This window comes from Endozoicomonas numazuensis, from assembly GCF_000722635.1.
Taxonomy (GTDB): Bacteria; Pseudomonadota; Gammaproteobacteria; order Pseudomonadales; family Endozoicomonadaceae; genus Endozoicomonas_A; species Endozoicomonas_A numazuensis.
Genome location: NZ_JOKH01000005.1, coordinates 216,554 through 240,462, shown reverse-complemented (window position 1 = coordinate 240,462; position 23,909 = coordinate 216,554). Strand labels below are relative to the sequence as shown.

Below are 23,909 nucleotides of genomic sequence, written 5' to 3'. Positions count from 1 at the left end.
TAGAACGAAAGAGCGCAAAAAACGACAACTTCGACTCTGTGGCTGAAAGCACTGACGGTTAATTCGAAAAAAGAATAAAATCAGTAAAGACTGAGGTCGTCGCTTGTCTTGAAATTGCAGAAATGACGAGTTTGGTAAGAAAATTACGATGAAACTGACAAATCAGAAAGCCTATTGATCGATTATTCAAATATCTGGCTTATGAAGGCTGAACTTCGAACAGAAAAGAGCATTTTCCGTTCGGGCACTAACTATACAGTTTTATCCGAAACAGAGCGCCACCCAGTTCGGAATCTTCGATGGTCAACAGACCTTCATAACTGTCAATGATTTCCATGGCGATGGCCAATCCAATGCCTTGACCCTGAGTTCGGCTGTCTGCGCGCACACCTCTTTTGAGAATATCTTTTCTCCTGTCTACCGGTACACCAGGACCGTCATCTTCAATAATCAGCTCCAGATAGCCTTTATCTACCTGATCTTCTGAAGTGGCAACAGAAACCCTGACATGCTGCAGGCATAACTTATAAGCATTCTCCAGCAGATTACCCATAATCTCCATCAGGTCCTGCTCTTCGCCGGCGAACACACAACCTCTTTCAACACGAGTATCGAGCTGAACATCTTTGTGTTGATAAACTTTACTCAACGTTCGGGTAATACGTTCAATGAGCTGTTGTACATTAATATGATTTTTCACCAGTCCTTTCTGTCGGGTCACCGCCCGCTGCAGCTGGTAACTGATAATCTGGTTCATTCTCTGAACCTGCTCTTCAACAATGCTGTCCTTATCCGGAAGAGACGACTCACCCGACTGCTGCTGTAAATACTCACTCTGCTGAACCGTTTGCAAAACAGCCAGAGGCGTTTTCAGACTATGAGCCAGATCAGCCATGGCATCACGGTAACGTTCTCTCTGACTGCGTTCATTATTCAAAAGCTGATTCAGAGCTGCCGTTAATTTCGACAGTTCTCTGGGAAATTCACCTTTCAGAGAATCACTGCTGCCGGCTTCAATTTCCCTGAGGTTACAGGTCAGCTGACGGATTGGATGCAGCGACCACTGCATACAGAGCCACACCATCAACAGCATGCCCAGGCCGGTAAACAACAGCCAGATCATAAGGGATCGTCGGAAAGAATTGAGTACATCAAAATACTCGGTGGCCGGTGTCAGCGTCACAAAAATAAGGGGTACGCCGTCCAGCGAGACATCAATATCGTAGAAAAAGTATTTACCGGCCGGATCCGATGACAGATCAAACTCTGTGATTTCTCCATCGTTGTCCGGTACATAATGAATCACTTCATCCAGTGTTGATCGGGAACGCCAGATTGGGCTGCCACTCACGTCATACACAATACCCAGCACCGGTGATTCAACCTGATTAAACTTTTCGTCAGGAAGCTTATCCGGCATGATCAGCTCACCATTTTCAATATGGGCAGCCGTCAGCAGAACGTTTGCATCAGCCGCCAGTTCTTTTCGAATAGCACCAAACTGGGCGCTCTCAAATGAGGCCATTACCGAGAGCATGACCAGAATGAGACTGACCAGCAGCAAAATACTGGAGGCCAGTAACACCCTGAGTCTCAAAGAACTCTTGATACTAAACCAACTGATACGGCTCAGGGCTGCAAATCGTTTTTTCATACGTTCATGGCTTTGCAATGGGTCTCTGTGACGTTAAGAGCACGATAGAGTAAAAAGATAGCCCTGCCCACGAACGGTTTCTATCGGATTATCCACACCCTCACCCTCAAGTTTTTTCCGAAGACGACCGACCAGAACTTCCAGCACATTGCTGTCCCTGCCTTCATCTTCATACAGCTCATCAATCAGATGCCGCTTGGAAACCACCTGTTGGGCATGGCGCATCATGTATTCAAGAATTTTGTACTCATAAGCGGTAAGCGACAGACTCTTGTCATGACACCAGACCTGTTTGCGAGACAAATCCAGCATCAATGGACCCGCTTTTATTCGAGGCTGACTAAAACCGGCTGAACGCCTGACCAGAGCATTCAACCGGGCCTTTAATTCTTCAAAACGAAAAGGTTTAACCAGATAGTCATCGGCTCCCGCTTCCAGACCCGATACTTTGTCTTCCCAGTTGCCTCGAGCGGTAAGAATCAGAATGGGAAAGTTTTTCCCCTGATCCCTGAGGGTTCTGATCAGCTCAAGACCATCCATACCGGGCAGACCCAGGTCGATAATGGCCGCATCAGGCGTATATTGATCGGCAAAGTAGAGCGCTTCCCGGGCATCAGGTGCCGAGTAGACTTTATGCTCCAGACTGCCCAGCTGGTAACTGATGTGATGACGCAGCAGGTCGTCGTCTTCCACCACCATAAACTTCATGGAATTGTCCTGTCTTTTCTCTATAAACAGTGAAACCATTTATACAGTTGGAACGTTCAGGCATCCCCTCAGCCAAGTCTCGACTGATGGTTGTTGTCGATGCAACAGGTTGCCATAACTCAAATGAACTGTGTATGAACTCTACCTGATTCAGAGCTGGTATTTTGCCAACCCCGAATCAGATGCCGGCAACCGATTAAAAACTATAGTTCAATGCCAGGAAAGCTGACTGCTGGGACTTGCTCTCCAACTTCAAGCGTTCGCCATTGAAAGTACCAGCGATTTCATTGTTGGACCGAGTGTAGCGATAGCCCAGCTCTGCCGAAAGGTTGTCAGTCAAATTCTGGATAATACCGGTCTGCAGACCATACATCAGAGCAGTGTCTCGCTTGGTGCGGCTGCCATTAACATGAGCTCCCGTCTCTTTTTCCCTGAATTGGCCCTGAGCATATTTCAGTTTATTCAGACCGAGGGTACCACCGGCATAAAACTGAGTATTGCCTGAATCGGTCAGTGGAATGACATAGTCTGCCGACAGGCTCAACTCATAATTCTTATAGCGATAGCTCTCACTGGTGGTAGTGCTGCTCTTCTTGTAGCTCTTGTCGTCCAGAATGAAGTTACCGTAGATACGGGTATTATCATTCAGCCAGGTTCCCAACCTGAAACCGACCATGTCACGGTTTTCCAGCTTATTTTCGATACGGGCATCGGTGATGTCAGAACGAAGCGTGGAACCATTGGACTTCAGATTCATATCCTGCCCAATTCGACCATAAACACCACCAATGAAGATATCGCTGGCCATGACTTGAGTAGAAGCCACTGCGACAACGGCACCAGCTAACATGATTTTTTTGAACTGCATTGTTATATACCTGTGTGTTTGAGGGTACGCGACACACAGTAAATTCAAAGCAATGAATAAAAACTGAACTTCTTATCTCTTTAAATGCATTTACTTACGACTTTGGTCGAAAGTTCTGTATCCATTAGGCCTAATTAACACGCTTGTTAGGGAACTTTTCGAACTCTCTCCCATTACACCAGTCTGAATTGGTATTGGGTGACAGGGATTGTCCCTAACCGACTACAAGCTCAAAATCATGGAGGATAGAAACATGGATGCTAATGGAGCAACTTTTGTATATAACGGTGCTCAATACGTACCGTTTGTAGAGCCAGGTACTCTGGAAAAAGCTACTCAGCTGGCTTCTGAATACCTTGGAATGGCCGTAACCGGAGCAACCGACGCTGCTAACTACATCAACGGTGTAGTAGCCCCCTACGTGACGCCTGTGACCAGTAAAATTGTTGAACTGCAGAATGCAGCCGCTGGCCAGCTACCTGAAGCTGTGACTTCAACACTGGGCCAGGAAGTTACCGTTAAAGGTGTAGGCTCTGCCACAGCTGGAACAGTTGCTGCGGTGGCTCTCCCTTCGGTACTGCCTATCGTGAACTACATCCGTAAAGGCTTGGGCAGAAGCTTTGAGCTAAGTGGACTGAAATCAGAAAACCAAAAGGCTCTAGACAACGTTCTGGCACAGTCTGCAACGAATATCAATGATGCGATTGAAACTGCCGACGCCCAGATTGCTAAAGCCAACCTGATGGTTCGCAAGCATAAGCAGAATGCTAAAGACAGCTTCTTCAGCTTCAAGAATATACTCAAGCACACGGTTACTGTTCTGGCACCTTTCTGTGTTCTTCCACAGGTTGGCTTTGCTGTAGCAGGAACAGCTGCCGTGGTAGGTCTTACCGCACGAGCAGTCACTCACGTCCTGAACTATCGTGGTGAAGCCAGTCAGGCGGTAGCTGAACAGAAAAGTGCTAGCTCACTGAGACAGCTCCGAAACAGACTGCAAGAGCTGAAGGATACAACTAGAGAGAAAGTAGCTAATGACGAAATCATTCAGGAGCAAAATACTGTTTTGGCTAATACCGCTACTCTGGTTCAAAGGCAAAATGATCAACTTGAAGCCTTTAGAAACCGTCTGGATGAAGTAGCCATTCCAATCGATGATGACGACGATGATCTCCTCGTACCATAAGTCTCTTCATCACTAAGCCGGCCTTGCGCCGGCTTTTTTATGCCTGCCAAAAAGACTAACCATCCTGTCAGTTCAGCTCCAGAACTTCCTTTATTCAGAACAGTCTTAATTTATAGAGATCCCGGAGAAGGCCTCTGAACCAAGCTCAAACATGGAGGAAGCAGCATGGACATTGCTGAAAAAACATTCATCTACAACGGTACGCACTATGTGCAATCTACCGAGCCTGCGAATCTGGAAGCCGCTTCCAACTACCTTGGCAAAGCGGTCACGTTTATCAGTGATGCAGCCAACTATATCAATGGCTGTGTGGCTTCTTATGTAGCACCTGTCAGCAACAGGATTGCCGAGCTGCAAGCTTCCATTTTACCCGACACAATGAAGTCAGCATTAGCCCGGGAAGTCTCAGTCAAAGGGGTTGGCTCTGCCACTCTGGGTACAATAGCGGCAGGGGCTACCGTTGCAGCTCCCACCGTCGTTCCTGTGCTTGGCTACCTCTGGCAGAACTGGGGAAGATCTTCTGAGTTGAAACAGATCAAAGCCCAAAATAACGAGGCTCTCAGAACCGCTCTTCAACAGGCAGGCAGGGACTCCAATGCGGCATTCACAACCCCCCTTAAACAAATCAAAACGTCGGATATAAAAACTCGGAAGCATGAGAAAAATGCTGAGGATCGTTTCTTCAGCTTCAAAAACATGCTCAAACACTCTGTGACCGTGCTGGCACCATTTTGTGTACTGCCTCAGGTTGGCTTTACTGTAGCGGCCACCGCAGCGTTAGCGGGTATCACCACTCGAGCTGTCACTCATATCCTGAACCGTCGGGCTGAAGCGAAACTCTGTGCAGAAGAACGTGCCGACACCGATGCTCTGAGACTATTTAATCATGAACTTGATCGTCGCCTTAGTTTTGAAGATGTCCTGATTGAACGTAATCTGGATCTGGGACGGAAGCAGGGAGAACTGGAAACGGCTCAAGAACAACTTCAAGTAGCACAGAACAGCGTTAGAATGCTTCAGGACGAAGTTGAAGAAGTACCGGTTCGCGATGAAGAGATGCAAGCGCTCCGTGAACAGCTGGCTGCAACTAGACGAAATCTTGGTATAGCCGAAGCTCTGATGGATGTAGATGATGAAGCTATCAGAGCTGAAAACATGCGCTTACGCCAGATAGAGCGTGATTACCGACAACTTCAGGAGGAGTTAGACGAGTTAGCTGCAGAGGATTGATCTGCTCAAGCAAGAACTGACCGAGCCGGCATTCGCCGGCTCTTTTTTATCCCCTCAAATCGCAGAAGCGACCTCCATGGAAACAAACTGTTTCTCAACTTCCCTTTTACTTAAAGACCTGAAACGCAGCAGCAGAAACACCGCAGAAAGGGTCAAAGCCAGCACCAATCCGACCCAGAGACCATGAGGACCCATAGGTTCATCGGCTATCAAGTCTGTCAGCCCCAGGGTATAGCCTAATGGTAATGCTATGCCCCAACAGGCAATCAGAATAATGATCATAGGTACGCGGGTATCTTTATAGCCTCTCAATGCCCCATTGGAAGCCACTTGAATCCCGTCAGCATACTGGAACAATGCTGCAAAAATCAGCAACTGTGCTGCCAACGCTTTGACCGCAGTATCCTGGGTATAAAGAGAAGTCAATGCGTCAGCAAATGCCCACATCATGGCTGCCATGAGCGTCGCGGTCAGCAGGGTCGCAACAATACCGGAGTAACCTGAAAATCTGGCAGCCTGAGGATCATCTGCCCCCAAAGCCTGCCCTACCCGGATGGTAATACCCATGGACATACTCAACGGCACCATGAAAGCCATACTGGCCAGGCTTAATGCGATCTGGTGACCCGCCACCGTCACAGCGCCCAGCTTCCCAATCACCAGTGCAACGGCAGAAAAAATACTGGCTTCAAAGAAGATGGCCAACCCCATAGGAACACCCAACTTCAGATGAGCAACGATGCGGTTCATGTCTGGCCACTCAAAGTGATCAAAAAGGTTCACTTCTTTATGCTTCTGGTTGTACCGGGTGTAACAAAACATCAGCAGGCACATAACCCAGAAGCAAATAGCCGTTGCATAACCACAACCTACGCCTCCCATTTCAGGAAAACCAAACTTTCCGTAGATCAGTACATAATTGGTTGGAATATTGATCAATAGCGCAACAAAACTGATCAGCATCGCCGGTTTGGTAATAGAACGACCTTCACAATAACTGACCATGGTTTGATATAAACAAATACCGGGTACTCCCCAGGCCAAGGCTGCAAGATAGGCCTCGGTTTTGGCGGCCATACCGGGGTCCACTTCAAGAAAGTTGAGCAAAGGCATGGGATTCATCATCAGCACCATACCAATAACACTCAATACCAGAGACAGCCACATAGCCTGACGAACCGGTGACGCGATCTCGTCAACTTTTCGGGCTCCAAACAAATGAGCCACTGTCGGCGTCGTTGCCATCAAAATCCCCCTGATCAACAGATAAAGAGGGACCCAGATACTGGAACCAATGGCGACGGCTGCCAGGTCTTCGGCAGAATATTGGCCTGACATACTGGTATCCACAAACCCCATACCTGTTGTCGCCAGCTGAGCGCCAAGGATAGGGCCGGACAAATAAATGAGTTCTCGTAATTCCTTAAAATACCGTTGGTATAGAGGCGGGGTGGTTGTCATTTCTTCTCACTGTTATGGTGTGCTTTTGCCGAAACTGAATTGGGGCAAGAGTGGAACCATATTACCAGCGAGATCACCGCATTTGATATGGATAATTTGTCGTTACTTTTCGAAGCCCTAAGCGGGATATTTACCTAACTTCAGCACGAGTTTCTTTACCTGTCAGAGTCTTATCGCATCGCCTTTTTTTGATAGATTTGCTACTGTTGGCGGATGCCTGAATTACCTGAAGTTGAAACCACCCGCAGAGGTATTGCGCCTCATATTGAAGGTCAGACCGTAGCCGATGTTATTGTTCGCAATCCACGTCTTCGCTGGCCGGTTCCAGAACAGTTAAAGCAGCACCTTGCTGGACAAGTTATTCGTTCCGTAACCCGACGAGCCAAGTACCTTCTGATCTCAACAGATGCAGGAACACTGCTGGTTCACCTGGGCATGTCCGGAAGTCTGCGAGTACTGAATGAACCGCGAAAAGCCGAGAAACATGATCATGTCGATCTGGTGTTCGGTAATGGCATAAGACTGAGATATACCGACCCAAGACGTTTCGGTGCAGTGCTCTGGATTAACGACAATGTTATGGAGCATAACCTGTTAAGCAAACTCGGCCCGGAACCACTCAGTGATGACTTCACAGCTCAAAGGCTTTATCTCTGTTCCCGTGGAAAATCACAGCCGGTAAAAACGTTCATCATGGACAACCATGTTGTAGTCGGGGTGGGAAACATTTATGCCAATGAAGCCCTGTTCAAAGCAGGTATTCGACCCGACAGACCCTGCGGAAAAATATCCAGAGTCCGCTATGATCGACTGACCGACAGCATCAAAGAGACTCTGGCAAAAGCCATTGAACAGGGTGGAACCACCTTGAGAGACTTTGTTGGGGGTGATGGCAAACCGGGGTATTTCAAACAGGAACTGGCTGTTTATGGACGCAAGGGGCAACCCTGTATCCATTGCTCAACCCCCATTGTAGAAATCCGGCTGGGTAATCGCAGTACCTGCTACTGCAAAAAGTGCCAACGATAAGAGGCTGATTGAAATATAGGGGGCGAGGTGAAATTTGGCCGTTCTTACTGAATTGTTAACCGCCATGACCTTTCAAACAGCCCCCCATTCCAAACGAAAGAATATGATGAGTGAAAATAAAACCTGGAGCAGCCAGCACGCTGACAAAAATTATGCTTCCCGAAATATTGTATTAGAGGGACTGGGTCGCCTTGCTCTCTGGTTAATGGGAGGTTGGAAACTGGAAGGTGAACTTCCCAGAATCGACAAGTATGTTGTCATCGTTGCTCATCATACGTCCAACTGGGATTTTGTGGTCGGAGCCGCAACCAAACTGATTCTTCGTCTTAAAATACGTTTTTTTGGCAAACACACCCTCTTTTACCCACCTCTGGGGTGGCTGATGAGAAGCCTGGGGGGGGTAGCTATTGAACGTCATAAATCCATCAACCGGGTGGAACAATCAGCAGGGGAAATTCGCAAGGCGGACCACTTCGTTCTGGTGATTACACCCGAAGGTACCCGCTCCAAGGTCAAACGTTGGAAGACAGGCTTTTATCACATTGCACAGAGCGCTGATATTCCCATTGTTCCTATCTCTTTCGACTTTGGAAACAAGCGCGTGGTATTCGGTGAACCCATGACCATGACCGGAGACCAGGATCGGGATTTTCTGGAAATGCACCGATTCTTCCTTCCCCACCAGCCAAAGCACCCTGAACTGGGCTGCAACGGGCCTTTTGAAGAATAGACATCCCCCCTGAAACAAAATAGACTCGCACCGTTGGTTGGGGTGTCTGGGACTAAGAAGCCTGACCGGGAACAGAGTGCTCGGGCAACTTCCTGAACGTCCCAGACTGAGAGAGACCCATTGAACCTGAACCAGATTATACTGGCGTAGGAAACCGACGGTTGGGCGAGCACGAGCCTGTTGCACTGGGCATATTGCCAGTTACCCACCTTCATTTGCTCTTGAGCACCTTTCTACGTCAGTTCGGAGGAAGTACACCGAACGATGACTAATGAGACTCCTATTGCCCTTACCATTGCCGGATCAGACAGTGGTGGCGGAGCCGGTATACAGGCTGACTTAAAAGCCTTTTCAGCGCTGGGTGCTTATGGCTGCAGTGTTATTACTGCCCTGACAGCCCAGAACACTCAGGGTGTACAGGGGATTTTTGATATAGAGCCTGCCTTTATCCGGCAACAACTGAATTCTGTATTCTCCGACCTTGCAATCAAGGCGGTAAAAGTGGGCATGTTGAGCCAACCGGAAGTCATCACCACGGTTGTAGATGCCATTACCCAATATGCTCCCGCTTATCTCGTGGTTGACCCGGTTATGGTGGCTACCAGCGGAGATGTTTTACTGCAACAGGCAGCCATTGAAACGCTCAAACAATCACTGATTCCAAAAGCCAGTCTGATCACGCCAAACCTGCATGAAGCAGCCGTGTTATTAAACCGCCCAGTACCCGAAAACCAGGATCAGATGATCGATATGGTTGAACCCTTGCTGGCTCTGGGCTCACAGGCTGTCCTTCTGAAAGGCGGTCACCTCAGCGGTGACAAAGCGGTCGACTTCTATCACGACGGCAAATCCCTGCACCGCCTGGAGTCTGACTGGATAGATACCAGAAATACTCACGGCACAGGTTGCACACTCTCCTCAGCTATCACGGCATTGATAGCCCGTGGTTACACCATGACTGAGGCCATCCCGGAGGCTAAAAAGTACATTGCCCAAGCCATTGCCCAAGCCGACAAACTGAACATCGGTCAGAGTAGTGGGCCTGTACATCATTTCTACAAATACTGGTGATCAGGCCGGATGTTTGATGTTGTAGTAAAAGATGCTGCTCTGGCATACGGTGAGAAAGTTGTTTTCAATCACCTGAATCTGACTCTGGACGGAGGCAAGTGGACCTGTCTGCTCGGGGGCAGTGGTGTGGGTAAAACCAGTCTGTTGCGACTGATTGCCGGTTTATCCACAGGCAAAGGTTTAACCACTTCAGGCAGTGTCGTCTGTCAGGATGGTTTCTCCCTGAAAGGTCGAATAGCCTGGATGGCTCAGCAGGACCTGCTGCTGCCCTGGTTCTCTGTGATTGACAATATCACTCTGGGAAAAAGACTCAGAGGCTCTACTTTTAATTTGAGCCATCTTTTTAAGCCCTCTATTAAATCTTCTATTAAGCCATGGACCAAAAAAGATGGAATTCGCTCATGGCTGCCCAGCCATAAAAAAGTCCCCCCTGAAGAAATAGAAAGAGCCAAACATATTCTCGAGCAAGTCGGGCTTGTGGATAAGTCAGGTGAATTACCTCAAAACCTTTCAGGTGGACAAAGACAACGTGTCGCTCTGGCCAGAACTCTGATGGAAAACCGGCCACTGGTTCTGATGGATGAACCCTTTGGAGCCCTGGATGCCATCACCCGACTCAACCTTCAGGACCTGGCCTGCGAACTTCTGAAAAATCGCACCGTACTGCTGATTACTCATGATCCTCTGGAAGCCCTGAGGCTGGGACATCACATCTACCACCTTCAGGGGCAGCCAGCGACATTGACTGAAGCAATTATGCCACCGGGTGCACCACCCCGATCATTAGAAAACAGTGAACTCATGAGTCTGCAGGGAGAGTTACTGGAACGACTCAGAAATGAGGGGAAGCATTCATGAAATCCTTGATGCCACTGTTCAAGCCTCTTCTGGTTGTACTCGGCCTGTTGATCATCTGGGAAGCGATTGTCGTCGTGTTCGACATGCCAGACTACATTCTGCCTGGCCCAAAAGCCGTATTCCTCAGCATGTACGAAAACACTTCACTGTTATGGGAACACACACTGGTCACCATGACAGAAATGCTGCTGGGTCTGATTCTGGGCGTCTTGTTTGGCATTCTTCTGGCCATGGTTCTGGTCTATTTTGTAGCCCTGCGCCCCTGGCTACTTCCCCTGCTGCTGGTGACTCAGGCTATTCCGGTGTTTGCACTGGCTCCTATACTGATGCTCTGGTTCGGTTACGGTCTTGCCTCCAAAGTGGTCATGACCATTCTGGTCATTTTCTTTCCGGTAGCCACCTGCTGCTATGACGGTCTGCGTCATACTCACCAGGGTTGGCTGGACATGGCAGACATCATGGGGGGTAACCGTTTCTCCGTACTGCGTCACATCCGTTGGCCAGCCGCTCTCCCGGCTCTTGCATCCGGCTTGAGAGTGGCAGTAGTGGTTGCCCCAATTGGCGCGGTCGTAGGTGAATGGGTAGGTTCCAGCGCAGGACTGGGTTATCTCATGCTGCAGGCGAACGCACGTCTCTGGGTAGATCAGATGTTTGCAGCCTTGACTGTACTGGCTGTTTGTTCTGTCAGTCTCTACTTCATCACCGATCTGGCACTGAAAAAACTAATCCCCTGGCAACCTGCCACCTGACTTTCATAGAACTACCCGGCTGAGGACACATAACCTTGTTCGCACAAAGATCCATAGCTATTAAAAAGCCTTTCAGGAAAGTGTTTGTTCTGCTTTCCCTGTTATTGGCGACCTCACTTTCATACGCTCAATCCGAAAAAGAACTGAACCTGATGCTGGAATGGTTCGTAAACCCGGATCATGGCCCTATCGTGATTGCCCAGGAGAATGGCTATTTCAAGGATCAGGGACTGAAGGTCAACATTCAGGAGCCTGCAGATCCTAACCTGCCTCCCAAACTGGTGGCTGCCGGTGATGTGGACCTTGCCGTCTATTATCAACCCAGCTTGACCCACGGGGTTGCCCGCGGTCTACCCCTGGCTTGGGCCGGTACTCTGATTGCAACCCCTCTGGACGGATTGATTGTCCTGAAAGACAGTAAAATCAAGTCGCTGAAAGATATGAAAGGCAAAACCATTGGCCTGAACATGGGCGGGAATGAAACTGCGATTCTCGATACCCTGTTCAAGCCTTATGGTTTCTCTTCAAAAGATATCAAGATGGTGAATGTAGGCTGGAACATGTCTTCTTCCCTGATGTCAGGCCGTGTTGATGCCATTATGGGCGCCTACCGCAATTTTGAGCTGAATCAGCTGGCCATTGAAGGTCGTCAGGGAAAGATGTTCTATTTCGAAGAAAATGGTATTCCGTCCTACGATGAACTGATTTTTATTGCTAACAGCAAGAAGAATGACAAGGACGCGATCAAGAAATTCATGCGGGCCATTGAGCTGGGCACCCAGTTTATCGTGAATAATCCGAAAGAGTCCTGGAAGATCTTCAGGGATTACAGCCCCAAGAAACTGGACAACGAACTCAATAAACGAGCATGGTTTGATACTGTTTCACGCTTTGCTCTCAGACCAGCTGCAAGAGATACTGGCCGCTATGATCGCTTTGCTAAATTCCTCGAGGATCATGGTGACCTGAAAAGTATTCCCCCCGCCAAAGACTATATGCTAAACCTCTGATTGACTCTCCTCAGGCAAAAGCAGCATTTTTTCAGCTGCTTTTGCTCAGTCATTCAAAACCATGCTCTTGTATATATTCACGAGTGACTTCCTCAACATGTTGCGTAAACAGCTTCGTTGTCTCTAAAAGCTGCCCTTGTGCAGGCTCAAAAAAAGCAAAGTCATAGCGAAAGTCGGTTTTCAAAGGGACATGTTCCAACTCTCCTTTACCCAGACTGGGAACAATAAACGGGTCTCCGATGGTGATACCAAACCCGGAAGCAACAATACAGCCGGCGCTATAGGAACTCGATACTTCAACACTGGCTCTCAGTGTTCTTCCTTCAGCCTGATAAATGGAATCGATATTCTTTCTCAGATGGGTATCTTTCAACAGACTTACTACCGATTCTCCTTCCAGATCATCCAGAGTCAGTTCAGAGCGGTTAGCCAGACGATGACCACGAGGCAGTGCCACCATGGTCGGTAGCGAACAGAATTTCCGGGTAACAATGGAGGGATGTTCGGCCGGTAATCTTCCCACTCCAATATGGAACTGAAAACCGGCCACCCACCGCTGAAGATAACGCATAGCCTGAACATCTACCTTCACCTGCAGCTCCGGATCTTCGTTACAGATTCGGGCGACAGCAGGAGAAACAATCGGTCTGACCAGACGGGGAATGGCAATCAGGCGCAGGCTACTTTTCTGTTCTCGTTTGATGATCTCTGCGATTTCAGGCAGGTCATTCAAACCATAGAGAATCCGTTCTGCTTCCAGATAAAACTTCCGCCCTTGAGGCGTAGGAATCAAACTGCGTTTTTCTCTGGAAAACAGTTTGAAACCCAGTTCTGTCTCAAGCACTGACAATTGCCTGCTGGCAGCGGATTCACTCAAAAAATGGGCCTCGGCTGCACGACTTAGCGTGCCCAGGCTCATAATCGAAGAAAAGAGTTGAAGGGCTTTCAGGTTCATCTTTCTGCAGTCACGACTCTTGCAAAAAAGCGAATTATTCCCTGTTTATTTGCGATTGTCCAAAGTTGAACTCTGCACTAACGTGTCGATCGAATTTAAATAGACTCTAACGATTATTTTCTGACCCTCAGGAAAACACAACCAAATAATACCCATCGCATTTTCTAACTACCGTAATGAGCATGGCAAGCTGGACATAAGACCAAGACTGAATGTCGAGTAATAGCTAGCTATTACGAGGAGTTCTAACACTGGAATTGTGTTCAGCTTGCCAGCGCAATAGCGTAGTTAGGATATGCGATGGGTATTACTTTCTGATGGGAGTGGCTCTGGCTGGTTAATCTTTTTCTGGACTCAGAGACTCACGGACTTTAAGCCACTTTAGTTTTAAGCCCGGGAAGATCGGCTTCAGCCTTTCAGTTGAACAGACCTGAATAGATCTACTATTCGCATAAACTCAACTGAAAAGCTGACGGTTCTACTGAGTTTTATTCTTTCAGGCGCCTAGCACAGAGCCATAATCATGCTGAAGATCCTTGTCCAGCACTCTAAGCAACCCGGTTAACGACCGAATTTCATAATCAGGTCTTCGCTCCCCGTTAAACTCCTTATCAGCCGGATTAAACCAGACGGTGCCAATACCCAATGCTCCGGCCCCACCCACATCCGCTTTCAGGCAATCCCCCACATGCAGGGTTTCTTCTGGTGTCACCCCGGCACGCTCCATTGCCTTAAGGAACAAAGTCGGTTCAGGCTTAAGGCTGTTGAAGTCTTCTGCCCTGATAGAGAAATCAAAGAACTCACTGACCGATAACTTTCCAACATCAACATTACCATTGGTCACAGCGGCCAGAGTGTAGTCAGCCGACAAGTGAGAAAGGACTGGTTGAACTTCAGGAAAACACTTCACATCATGACGCCACTCCATAAATTCTCGCATCAGATCCCCTGCAATTTCTTCCGCTCTTGAGCCCGGACAATCGCAGTTTTGCAAAATTTTCTGAAGTGAGAAACGACGCAGTTCAGTGATCTGGCATTTTAGCTCAGGTCTTTCTGCCAAAAGCTTCACCCGATATTCAAACACTTCCTTTGGGTTCATTCTTTCGTGGGTCTCAGGCCAGTATTCACAGAGTCTTTTCCAAGCTTTCTGTTCTGCCCTGATTAAAACCGGCATATTGTCCCAGAGTGTGTCATCCAGATCGAAAGTGATCAGCTTTATCATTATTATTTCCTTTGGGGTTTTCTTTCAGCTGAAGGCTCTTTTTTGGCTGAAGGCTCTTTCTCTACATTCTCTACAGCAAATCCTTCTTCCCCTTTAGGCTCCTGACTGACTCTTTGTGCTCTTGGATGAGCCTTATCATATACGTCGGCCAGATGCTGAAAATCAAGATGGGTATATATCTGAGTGGTCGAGATATCACTGTGCCCCAGTAGCTCCTGAACAGCCCTGAGATCACCACTGGACTCCAACATATGACTGGCAAAAGAATGTCTCAACAAGTGAGGATGCAGACGTCCGGACAGACCCGCTTCCCGTGATAACTGGTTAACGCGGTTTTGCACCTGACGGGCACTGATACGATTTCCCAGCTTGGAAAGAAACAGGGCTTCTGTGTCTTTTTCAGGAAATATCACTCGCACCGACAACCATTTTGTTATCGCTTCACGAGCCTTTCGTCCCACAGGCAACATGCGTTCTTTTCTTCCCTTACCCAGCACTCTCACCTGTTTGAGTTCATCCTGAAAACTGTTCAGATTCAACCCAACCAGTTCTGATAGTCGCAGACCAGACGAATAAAACAGTTCAAGAATGGCCAGATCTCTTATCACCAAAGGATCATCATCATCTTGATCAAGAAGCGTGGTAAGTTGGTCTGCATCCATAGTGACGGGCAACTTTCTGCCTGCCTTTGGCGCAGTCACTCGCTGGGCAGGATTATCTTCAACCCTTCCCTGACGGTTAAGATAACGATAAAAGCTACGGACGGATGATAGAAGACGATGCAAGCTTTTCTGTCCAAGACCACTGCCATGCACCTCTGCCAGCCATGCCCGGATCTGACGCTCTTCCAGTTTATGCCACTGGCTGATTCCAAGGATTTCCGCCTGCTTCAGCAATTTAGCCAGATCTCTCTGATACGCCGAAAAGGTATGCTCTGAGCTGTTTTTTTCAAATCTCAGATAATCAAGAAACGCATCAATATCCTGCTGAAGGGAGAGCATGAGAAAACCTTTGGTCACTGCGTCTCTTCATCATTCACCAACTCTGGCATCCATGCAATATGGAAAGCGATATTCATGGTACTTCAGATGAAAGGAGAGGCAACTCAACAGCCCCTGCTAGACACAGTGGCTGTTCAGATAAGACGACTCATCACACGGCTGGCAACATCACTGAGGTAACCTATAAACAGACTGCCCATAGACGCCCGGAAATGATTTTCATCCCGACTGCCCAGAGCAAGAACACCGACGTTATCCGGGAAATTCAATGGTGCCAGAGCCACTGAACCTATTTCACTGTGATTGTCCGGAAACAGAAATTCCAGCTCACGGGATTTCATCCGCCCACAGATCACTTTTTGACCCGAAGATTGTTTGTCCCGGAAACCCGAAAGCAGATCACCCAGAATCTCATCTGCGGTATCAGGATCTTCTTCTCGAATCGTTAGATTTGACGGTTGGCGGGTAAACAGAATCAAGGAATGAAAGTCGACTTCCAGATCCTGCTCTAATCCGTCTTTCAGGGTTTCTGTCGCCTGTTCCAAATCCTGACTTTCCAGGAGTCCCAACACCAGTTTTCGAGTCTGTTCGAACAGGCGATCATTGTCTCGGGCAACGTCCACCAGTTTGCCCAGCCTGCGTCGCAGCTCAAGGTTATGCTCCCTGAGCAGCAGTAACTGCCGTTCAACCAGCGAAATAGCAACGCCTCTTTCATGGGGAATCGTGAGATCCAGCAACAGCTCATCCTGATTGACAAAGAAATCAGGATGACTCTTCAGATACCGAATAACCTGATCCGCCGTTGTAGAAGTGGTCTGAACTTCCGAAGAAGCACTCTTCTCGCTCAAGGCTGTTTCACTGGTGGCCGAGTCTGTCATATCCGTGTTTGTCCTTCGAATACTCTGGTAGCACTCCCTGACATCATAACCGAGTGACCTTCACCCGGCCAACGAATCTGAAGACTGCCACCCGGAAGATTGACCCGAACTTCTTCATCCAGCAAACCTTGCAAGCGACCCGCCACAACAGCAGCACAGGCTCCGGAACCGCAGGCCAGAGTTTCACCTACGCCCCGTTCATAAACCCGGAGATTGATCTCTCCGGCATCCAGCACCTGCATAAAGCCTGCATTACAACGTTTAGGAAAACGACTGTGCCCTTCAACTTTAGGACCCAGAGACTCAACCGGTGCCCGATTAATATCGTCCACTTGCCATACGGCATGAGGATTACCCATGGAAACAGCACCTACTGTCAGGCGCTGATCACCCACTTCCAGGTCATAAGTTGTCTGTATTGACCGAGCTTTGAAAGGAATCTGTGCAGGCTCGAGTCTGGGAACGCCCATATCGACCGTAACATCACCATTTTCTTCAATACTCAGCTCAATATTGCCACCGGCTGTCTGCACCCGAATATGGTCACGGCCAATCAGTTTTTTATCTCTGACAAAGCGGGCAAAACAACGAGCACCGTTTCCACACTGCTCAACTTCACTGCCATCGGCATTGAAAATGCGATAACGGAAATCCATTGCCGGATCGGTAGGCGGCTCAACGATCAATAATTGATCAAAGCCTATACCGAAATTGCGGTCGGACAGGCTGCGAATTTTTTCTGGTGTAATTCGCACAGACTGGGTAACCATATCAACAACCATAAAGTCATTGCCCAGGCCATGCATTTTTGTAAAGTGCAACAACATAGCGCAGTAATTATCCTTCCGGCAGGAGCATTTCGTCAGCCCACTGATCAGTCAGCTTTTCCCTGCGTCGAACCAGATGTACCTGATTGCCATCGACCATGATTTCTGCTGGACGACACCGGGAGTTGTAATTGGAGCTCATGCCAAAACCATAGGCACCTGCAGAACGAACCGCCAGCAAATCACCTTCCGTTACTTTCAGCTTTCTGTCTTTACCCAGAAAATCACCGGTTTCGCAAATGGGACCCACTACATCACACAGTAATTCTTCTTTTTGGCTATCGGCTACAACTGGCTCAATACCATGCCAGGCACTGTAAATAGAAGGTCGAAGAAAATCATTCATGGCGGCATCGACAACGGTAAACGCTTTATGATCTGACTGTTTAATCAGCTCAACCTGAGTCACCAGCATACCGGCCTGAGCGGCAATAGAGCGTCCTGGTTCAACCACAATTTCCAGGTGGCTATGATGCTCATTGGCGGCCAGACGCTCTCTTACCTGCCCCAGATAATCGGCCGGTGTGGGTGGGTGTTCATGCGCTTCATAGGCAATACCCAGGCCACCACCAATATCCAGATGTTTCAGGATAATACCCATTTCACGTAGCTGATCGGCCAGAAGTAACAGTCGATCCAGGGCATCAATAAAGGGCTCTTTGGTCGTCAGCTGGGAACCGATATGACAATCTACCCCAACGACCTCAATGTTCGGCAACTCGGCTGCCCGTTTGTAAACGGCAGGAGCGGCCTTGATATCAATGCCAAATTTGTTGTCTTTCAGGCCAGTCGATATATAAGGGTGGGTCTGGGCATCAACATCGGGATTCACTCGCACAGACACAGAGGCTACTTTGCCCATCGCCTCTGCTTCTTCCTGAATTCTCTCCAGCTCGACTTCTGACTCAATATTGAAGCAATAAATCCCGAGCTCCAATGCTCGCCTGATTTCATGACGTTGCTTGCCAACCCCTGAGAAAACCACTTTAGAAGCTTCTCCACCGGCGGCAATAACACGCTCCAGCTCACCCACTGAAACAATGTCAAAACCTGCTCCCAGCTTTGCCAGAACATTCAAAACAGCCAGATTGCTGTTGGCCTTAACGGCGTAACAAATCAGATGAGGCCACCCATCCAGCGCTTGTTTATAGGCTTTATAGCCTTCTTCAAACCCTTTGCGGGAATAAATATAGGCTGGGGTACCAAACTGTTCGGCAATGTGAGTAACGGGAACCTGTTCAGCGTACAGCTCACCATCACGACTGGGAAACCAATCCATCAGACTGTCTTACTCTCTATCATGAAATTTCTGGAGAGCGCTCTTATTCGCTTTTTATCGCTTTAGGCACTTTTCGCTCTCCGAGACTGATTATTCTGACCCGTCTGGAGCCTGACCGAGAATTGCGCTCGAGCATAAAGTTCAGTAGAACGTGTCATATTTTTCGTTGGATTTTTGCGAATAGCTGACCTATTCAATCAAATTCAACGGAGAATGTGGCCGTTCTTTCTGGGCTTTAGGCCGGGCTGTCAATTCTCGGACAGGCTCCCAGAAGTCAACTGCTGTGCGTCACCATCTGTCGGAAGATACAAATCTCCCTTCTGGCCGCACCCGGCAAGCAGAAGAGTGGTAAACATGAGGGCAAACAGCTTTGAGCTAACAGTACTGCTCATTCCAAAGCTTGCGAATGGCCACAGGGACTGTTTGAGCAGTATTTTTCTGCAAAAGCGTGCTCTCATGAAGGGCTCCTTGTGCTTTGTACCGTGAACAATGTTCGCTCAGGGCTGCATAGATAATCATTCATTACCAGAACAGGTGTTCTTCACAAGACTGTTTCGGCAATGATCAACTGCTGAGTATAATCTGCATCAAACAGCGGCGATAGCCCTAACTGATAGGTAGTCACATGAACGAAAGCCAGTACCACGACCTACTGGACGACCTGATGGTCGCCATTGAAGATGCAATAGAAGATGCAGAGCTGGATATTGATTATGAAACCGCCGCAGGGATTCTCACACTCACCTGCAATGACAATACCAAGGTTATTCTGAGCCGACAGACACCAATACTGCAATTATGGCTGGCCGCTAAAAGTGGAGGCTTCCACTTTGATTTTGATGCTGAAAAGAAACAATGGATTGCTGACAGCAACGGTGAAGAGTTTATGGTGGTATTGAATCGCTGCCTGAGTGGGCAGTATGGGGAGACCGTTGAGCTTTCTGTTTAAGTTCCGGGGAAGCTTCAGCTTCCCTGATTCAGATTTTCTGCGCCAGAAGCCTGGTCATCATCAGTTCCAGCTTGTCGATTTGACTGAGCGTTTTATCCTTGAGCCGGGCGACCTGCTTTAACTCTTTCATATCCCTCTCCAGAACTTCAACTTTTTGAGCCAGCGTCATTCCAACCTCATTTATTATGGATTATTGAAGCTCCAAAACATAGCAGGCCAACTGCGACGCTATATAAAAATACCGGCTAAATTAAAGGGATCAATGTGTTTATGAGACAGGAAATATTCTGTGCGCTGCATCTACCTTGCTCCTTTGCTGAGTATCATTCCATTCGCTTTCTCCAGCCCATTACCTCTACAACCCATGTTACTCGAAAATACAGTAGACGATATCAGCACTCTTCTGGAAAAGAGATCCGCATCCAGCAATAGAAAAGAGGGGCCTTCTTATCACTACCCCTGCAAAGCCACTGACTTTATTTTTGGGCTTGAGCTGGAACAGGAGAACAACCAGACACTTTGCGAATACCTGGATCCTGACGGCAACACTGTGCTGACGAGTGCTTTCGCCCCGGCTTTCAAGGAACATCAAGAAATAGAAGAAGTCTCAGATGAGTTTATCAACACAAACCGGATACCTAACCACTGGATATTCAAAGACAAAAACCTTTGCTACTTCCATAGAGTGGAACCACTCCAAAAGCATTGTCTAAAAACCCGGGAGGTCAATGCAGAATCAGGCTCAGGAGCACCGGTAATACCAGACAAAACTCCTGCTCCACCTGTAGAAACGGATGCACCTGCTGAACCACCGGAAACGACTATAGACATACCTGCCACAGCGGGTGGCATTGTGATGATTACAACTGGGCTGATTTTAATTACCGTCTTTATTGTCGAGGCCAGATTTCACTGCATGTTTAAAGGGTGCAAGTTAGTGTATAAAAAAGTGCAGTTAAGTTTACCTTGATGGGAAATGAACTTCAGACTTTCTTTAACTCTTTATATTTTTGACCCTTTAAGCCCTATAACGGATGAGTGATTCACAGGGACACGGACATTAAAAAAGGCGAACCCCGGATAGGGATTCGCCTTTTTTGACAGAGCCTGAAGCAACAAAATACGTTTCTTCAGATACTGCTTACTGTCAAACCAACCGCTTCAGACTAGAAGTAGTAGATAGCCTGTACAGCGTAAGTGTCGTCCAGATCTTTCTTGCCACCTTGAGATACTTTCTCACCACGGGTGTATTCGAAAGCGAACTGCATTGGGCCAGTTTCATAGATAGCACCCACCATGTAGTCGGTGAATTCAGCGTCAGTCTTGACACCAGTGAAGGTGTCGTCAGCAGACAACTGGTTCAAGCCAGACTGCAGGTAGAAACCGTCAACAACCTGAGGCAGGGCCAGCTTACCGTACAGTTCAACACCAGTAGCTTTCTTGGCCATAGTGTTATCGATAGCAACCTTGTTTTCAAACTGACCGTAGACAGCTGCCAGGTACAGAGCTTCGTTTTCGAACTTGGCACCAGCAGTAGCAGAAGTAGATTTGTCAGTATTGTTGTAGATTGCCAGAGAAGACAAGTCTTCAGCGTACTTGGTTTCGTTGTAGGTAGCACCCAGAGACAGACCCATTGGCAGGTCGTAGCTCAGAGCAACACCGTAGCCGGAGTCACGATTGTAGTTGTCGCCAGCCTTGCCTTTCAGCTGGTACTGTACACCAACATTCAGACCACCGAAGCTGTTACGGTACTGAATAACGTCGTCAGCACGTGCGGTACCGTCCTGATCACCGTTGTCGTGATTCATGTCAGCTTTGCCCATTGCCTCAGCACGGCCGCTGTAGATACCGGAAGCAGCACCACCGCCGATAGCGAAGGCATCAGTCCAGCCGGATACGTCATAAGTAACGGACCATGCTTTACCTGCAGTGAAGGCACCGTATGTGTCGTGGCTCAGGCCAACGTTACCCAGACGGTTGAAGAACTGATCTTCATTGTCACCGTCAACTGCGTAGAAGCCCCACTCTGCAACTGCAGAACCGGTCCAGCCGCTTGCAAACTTGTGCGCGTACTTGAAGTTGATACGCGGGCTGGCATCTTTCATCTCAGCGTCGGAACCGTTGCTCTTAACAGTTTTAACGCCGATTTTACCGCCAATTTCCAGGCTGTTTACGTCGTCGTTATAAACTTCCAGGGCCATCGCCTGACCGGCAACGAGGGATGCTACTACAGCGGCAAGCAGTTTCTTCTGCATGGTCACTAGACTCCTGACTCAATGTGTTGTGTTGTGTGGTGTAGATCGTTTCTGCTTTTAATATGTGATCACGAACTATTAAAAATGATTCAGTGATCGAGCAGTTATATGCGGATTCTTATAACTTATGGGACAATCGTCATATCACTAAAAGTGATAGACCCATCCAAGATTTAGAGTTGCTCTCGATATACACCTACACACAAACGTACAAACACTAACCCGCAGCCACATCGACAGGATGCATCTACCTATTGAACTCTTGAATATGCTTTTTTGTAATAAATATTTAACACAACAAGTTAAGTAAGTTTTTTCAATTCTTAGTAAAAGTGGTTTTACAAAGCGCGCAAAAACCTCTTCATAAGGGTCCATACGGATTAAAAATAAACGACTACAACCTTATTATGAATAAGATGGGGGGGTTGCTATACCCTGTCACACGAAGCATCTATGTAAGATATATGCAGATAGAATTTCTACGACACATTCAGCCTTAATGCCTATAAGTACAAACACCAGCAGAGGTCTAAAAAAAATAAGATCAGGAAAAAGACAGAATTATCCGAATAGATATTCCAATAATAAGAATTTTTAATCTACATGATACCGTTCCATGGCAATCTATTATCCACAGGCAGGCTGAGTAGACTTAAAAACCCAGCCTGCCAGAAAAAACTCAAAAGCTCTGATTCAAGCCCATATCCCAAAAACCCACTTCCAGACGAGTAGCTTCTTTAAATGTCTGACAGAGCGACTCTAAACGCCCCTCTGAATAACGACTGACAGCCAGCTTCTCAATTGCCTCAATCTGTTTTAACGCTCCCTGCACAAATTCATCGCCTCCATACGTCTGAATCCACTGCCAGTAAGGATTACCTTCTTTTTTAGTAGCCGGATCGTTGATCAGCCTGTAGCCAATTTCTGCATATCCGACAGAGCAAGGCGACAGTGCTGTTTGAAGATCCAGAATATCACCCGCCATACCTCGCTCAAGTACATAGCGGGTATAGGCCATATTAGCCTGGGCTTCCGGTTGACCCACAACGTCCTGTTCGGTCATACCCCACTGGACACAATACTCCAGATGGAGATTCATCTCTGACAGAATACCGGCAACAGACGCAGAAGCAGCTCTCATATCCTCAAGATTATCGGCCTTATAGATGGACAGAGCATACGCTCTGGAAAAGTGGATCAGAAACAGGTAATCCTGCTGCAAATAATGTTTGAAGCTATCAAGAGGCAGAGTGCCGTCAGCAATACCCTGAACAAATTCATGGTGACAATAACGGTACCAGTCATCTGCACAGGCTGTTTTCATTTTGAAATAGAGCGTATCAGGATGATCGAAAGGGGTGGTCATGACAATGTCTGCTAACAACTTCGGGAAAAGACGAAAGCATACTCTGATTGTTCACCTTCGGCATCAAGCCGTTATAATTCGCTTTTTTGGACGAACAGGTTAGACCCATGCTGACTCAAACCATGGTCGACAAGCTCAACGACCAGATAAATCTGGAGTTTTACTCCTCCAACCTTTATCTGCAGATGGCCTCCTGGTGTGAAGCCCAGGGGCTGGATGGCTGCAATGAGTTTCTGCGCCGCCATGCTCAGGAAGAAATGGAACATATGCAGAAGCTGTTTAACTATGTCAATGAAACCGGCGCCATGGCGATCATTGGTGCCATCAATGCGCCACCACACCAATATGAATCTGTCAGGGAGATCTTCCTGCGTACTTACGAGCATGAGTGCGAAGTCACCCGCTGTATCAACGAGCTGGCACACACTGCGTTCACTGAGAAGGACTACAGTACCTTTCATTTCCTGCAATGGTATGTATCCGAGCAGCACGAAGAAGAAAAACTGTTCAAGGGTATTCTGGATAAAATCGATATGATTGGTTTTGAAGGCAAAGGGCTCTATTTCATCGATCAGGAAGTGGCCAAACTGGTCGCATCAATGCCGCCTGTAACTGCGGTATAAACA

General features: G+C 47.9%; 25 protein-coding genes and 1 riboswitch. Of the genes, 11 read left to right on the top strand and 14 right to left on the bottom strand.

Translation table 11 applies throughout. The annotated features are described in order from the left end of the window. Positions 1 to 247: 247 nt before the first annotated feature. The 3 genes from GZ78_RS20020 to GZ78_RS27740 all read right to left on the bottom strand — a co-directional run bounded on the left by GZ78_RS20020 (position 248) and on the right by GZ78_RS27740 (position 3,230). Positions 248 to 1,654 carry an ATP-binding protein gene (locus GZ78_RS20020; protein ID WP_034840088.1) on the bottom strand — a complete coding sequence of 469 codons (1,407 nt, stop codon included), beginning with the start codon at positions 1,652 to 1,654 and terminating at the stop codon, positions 248 to 250. A 33-nt stretch (positions 1,655 to 1,687) separates the two neighbouring features. Next, complete coding sequence (locus GZ78_RS20015) at positions 1,688 to 2,362, bottom strand: response regulator (RefSeq protein ID WP_034840085.1); 675 nt, start codon at positions 2,360 to 2,362, stop codon at positions 1,688 to 1,690. A 196-nt stretch (positions 2,363 to 2,558) separates the two neighbouring features. Continuing rightward, positions 2,559 to 3,230 carry an outer membrane protein gene (locus tag GZ78_RS27740; RefSeq protein WP_051786377.1) on the bottom strand — a complete coding sequence of 224 codons (672 nt, stop codon included), beginning with the start codon at positions 3,228 to 3,230 and terminating at the stop codon, positions 2,559 to 2,561. Positions 3,231 to 3,483: 253 nt separating this feature from the next. Here GZ78_RS27740 and GZ78_RS20005 point away from each other — a divergent pair, with 253 nt between their 5' ends. Both GZ78_RS20005 and GZ78_RS20000 read left to right on the top strand, forming a co-directional pair. Continuing rightward, positions 3,484 to 4,413 carry a hypothetical protein gene (locus GZ78_RS20005; RefSeq protein ID WP_152558848.1) on the top strand — a complete coding sequence of 310 codons (930 nt, stop codon included), beginning with the start codon at positions 3,484 to 3,486 and terminating at the stop codon, positions 4,411 to 4,413. 165 nt (positions 4,414 to 4,578) lie between these two features. Further along, the gene (locus GZ78_RS20000; RefSeq protein WP_034840081.1) at positions 4,579 to 5,643 is read left to right on the top strand and encodes a hypothetical protein; all 1,065 of its coding nucleotides are present in this window, start codon (positions 4,579 to 4,581) and stop codon (positions 5,641 to 5,643) included. A 54-nt stretch (positions 5,644 to 5,697) separates the two neighbouring features. On the opposite strand, the gene GZ78_RS19995 is transcribed toward GZ78_RS20000, so the two are convergent. Next, positions 5,698 to 7,104, bottom strand: a complete 1,407-nt coding sequence (locus GZ78_RS19995) for an MATE family efflux transporter (protein ID WP_034840080.1) — start codon at positions 7,102 to 7,104, stop codon at positions 5,698 to 5,700. A 213-nt stretch (positions 7,105 to 7,317) separates the two neighbouring features. Here GZ78_RS19995 and mutM point away from each other — a divergent pair, with 213 nt between their 5' ends. From mutM to GZ78_RS19965, 6 genes are all read left to right on the top strand, one after another. After that, complete coding sequence (gene mutM / locus GZ78_RS19990) at positions 7,318 to 8,133, top strand: bifunctional DNA-formamidopyrimidine glycosylase/DNA-(apurinic or apyrimidinic site) lyase (RefSeq protein ID WP_034840078.1); 816 nt, start codon at positions 7,318 to 7,320, stop codon at positions 8,131 to 8,133. A gap of 34 nt (positions 8,134 to 8,167) precedes the next feature. Next, positions 8,168 to 8,863, top strand: coding sequence for a lysophospholipid acyltransferase family protein (locus GZ78_RS19985; protein WP_236631626.1), 696 nt, complete (start codon positions 8,168 to 8,170; stop codon positions 8,861 to 8,863). A gap of 28 nt (positions 8,864 to 8,891) precedes the next feature. Further along, positions 8,892 to 9,033: riboswitch (TPP riboswitch) on the top strand. 94 nt (positions 9,034 to 9,127) lie between these two features. Continuing rightward, positions 9,128 to 9,934 (top strand): bifunctional hydroxymethylpyrimidine kinase/phosphomethylpyrimidine kinase, encoded by an 807-nt coding sequence (gene thiD, locus GZ78_RS19980; RefSeq protein ID WP_034840077.1) that lies wholly within the window; start codon positions 9,128 to 9,130, stop codon positions 9,932 to 9,934. A 9-nt stretch (positions 9,935 to 9,943) separates the two neighbouring features. After that, positions 9,944 to 10,792 carry an ABC transporter ATP-binding protein gene (locus GZ78_RS19975; protein WP_034840075.1) on the top strand — a complete coding sequence of 283 codons (849 nt, stop codon included), beginning with the start codon at positions 9,944 to 9,946 and terminating at the stop codon, positions 10,790 to 10,792. Next, entirely contained in the window at positions 10,789 to 11,541 is a 753-nt protein-coding gene (locus GZ78_RS19970; RefSeq protein WP_081869955.1) for an ABC transporter permease, read from the top strand. The genes GZ78_RS19975 and GZ78_RS19970 overlap by 4 nt, the downstream gene beginning before the upstream one ends. 35 nt (positions 11,542 to 11,576) lie before the next feature. After that, positions 11,577 to 12,551 (top strand): ABC transporter substrate-binding protein, encoded by a 975-nt coding sequence (locus GZ78_RS19965; RefSeq protein WP_236631625.1) that lies wholly within the window; start codon positions 11,577 to 11,579, stop codon positions 12,549 to 12,551. Positions 12,552 to 12,600: 49 nt separating this feature from the next. Here GZ78_RS19965 and GZ78_RS19960 read toward each other — a convergent pair whose 3' ends face one another. From GZ78_RS19960 to lptM, 7 genes are all read right to left on the bottom strand, one after another. Beyond that, positions 12,601 to 13,506, bottom strand: coding sequence for a LysR family transcriptional regulator (locus GZ78_RS19960; RefSeq protein ID WP_034840074.1), 906 nt, complete (start codon positions 13,504 to 13,506; stop codon positions 12,601 to 12,603). A gap of 496 nt (positions 13,507 to 14,002) precedes the next feature. Next, positions 14,003 to 14,728, bottom strand: coding sequence for an HAD family hydrolase (locus tag GZ78_RS19955; RefSeq protein ID WP_051786376.1), 726 nt, complete (start codon positions 14,726 to 14,728; stop codon positions 14,003 to 14,005). A 2-nt stretch (positions 14,729 to 14,730) separates the two neighbouring features. Next, positions 14,731 to 15,747, bottom strand: a complete 1,017-nt coding sequence (xerC, locus tag GZ78_RS19950; protein WP_456236234.1) for a tyrosine recombinase XerC — start codon at positions 15,745 to 15,747, stop codon at positions 14,731 to 14,733. Positions 15,748 to 15,863: 116 nt separating this feature from the next. After that, positions 15,864 to 16,607 (bottom strand): DUF484 family protein, encoded by a 744-nt coding sequence (locus tag GZ78_RS19945; protein WP_081869953.1) that lies wholly within the window; start codon positions 16,605 to 16,607, stop codon positions 15,864 to 15,866. Next, entirely contained in the window at positions 16,604 to 17,434 is an 831-nt protein-coding gene (gene dapF, locus GZ78_RS19940) for a diaminopimelate epimerase (protein ID WP_034840072.1), read from the bottom strand. Before dapF ends, GZ78_RS19945 begins: the two co-directional genes overlap by 4 nt. Positions 17,435 to 17,444: 10 nt before the next feature. Continuing rightward, entirely contained in the window at positions 17,445 to 18,713 is a 1,269-nt protein-coding gene (lysA, locus tag GZ78_RS19935; RefSeq protein WP_034840070.1) for a diaminopimelate decarboxylase, read from the bottom strand. Positions 18,714 to 18,961: 248 nt separating this feature from the next. After that, on the bottom strand, positions 18,962 to 19,105 hold the full coding sequence (lptM, locus tag GZ78_RS19930) for an LPS translocon maturation chaperone LptM (RefSeq protein ID WP_152558862.1): 144 nt from the start codon (positions 19,103 to 19,105) through the stop codon (positions 18,962 to 18,964). Positions 19,106 to 19,338: 233 nt separating this feature from the next. Here lptM and cyaY point away from each other — a divergent pair, with 233 nt between their 5' ends. Continuing rightward, complete coding sequence (gene cyaY, locus GZ78_RS19925) at positions 19,339 to 19,662, top strand: iron donor protein CyaY (protein ID WP_034840065.1); 324 nt, start codon at positions 19,339 to 19,341, stop codon at positions 19,660 to 19,662. A 28-nt stretch (positions 19,663 to 19,690) separates the two neighbouring features. Here the strand turns inward: cyaY and GZ78_RS29600 are convergent, their stop codons facing one another. Next, on the bottom strand, positions 19,691 to 19,831 hold the full coding sequence (locus GZ78_RS29600) for a hypothetical protein (RefSeq protein WP_161787443.1): 141 nt from the start codon (positions 19,829 to 19,831) through the stop codon (positions 19,691 to 19,693). 120 nt (positions 19,832 to 19,951) lie between these two features. Between GZ78_RS29600 and GZ78_RS19920 the strand changes: the two genes are divergently transcribed. Then, positions 19,952 to 20,632, top strand: coding sequence for a hypothetical protein (locus tag GZ78_RS19920; protein WP_034840063.1), 681 nt, complete (start codon positions 19,952 to 19,954; stop codon positions 20,630 to 20,632). A 196-nt stretch (positions 20,633 to 20,828) separates the two neighbouring features. On the opposite strand, the gene GZ78_RS19915 is transcribed toward GZ78_RS19920, so the two are convergent. Together GZ78_RS19915 and tenA are read right to left on the bottom strand one after the other, a co-directional pair. Beyond that, entirely contained in the window at positions 20,829 to 21,917 is a 1,089-nt protein-coding gene (locus tag GZ78_RS19915) for a porin (RefSeq protein WP_034840060.1), read from the bottom strand. Between the two features lie 679 nt (positions 21,918 to 22,596). Further along, a complete protein-coding gene (gene tenA, locus GZ78_RS19910; protein WP_034840058.1) occupies positions 22,597 to 23,283 on the bottom strand; it encodes a thiaminase II in 687 nt (228 codons plus the stop codon). Positions 23,284 to 23,390: 107 nt separating this feature from the next. Between tenA and ftnA the strand changes: the two genes are divergently transcribed. Then, positions 23,391 to 23,906: a non-heme ferritin gene (gene ftnA, locus GZ78_RS19905; RefSeq protein ID WP_034840055.1), complete on the top strand. Its 516-nt coding sequence runs from the start codon at positions 23,391 to 23,393 to the stop codon at positions 23,904 to 23,906. Positions 23,907 to 23,909: the final 3 nt, after the last annotated feature.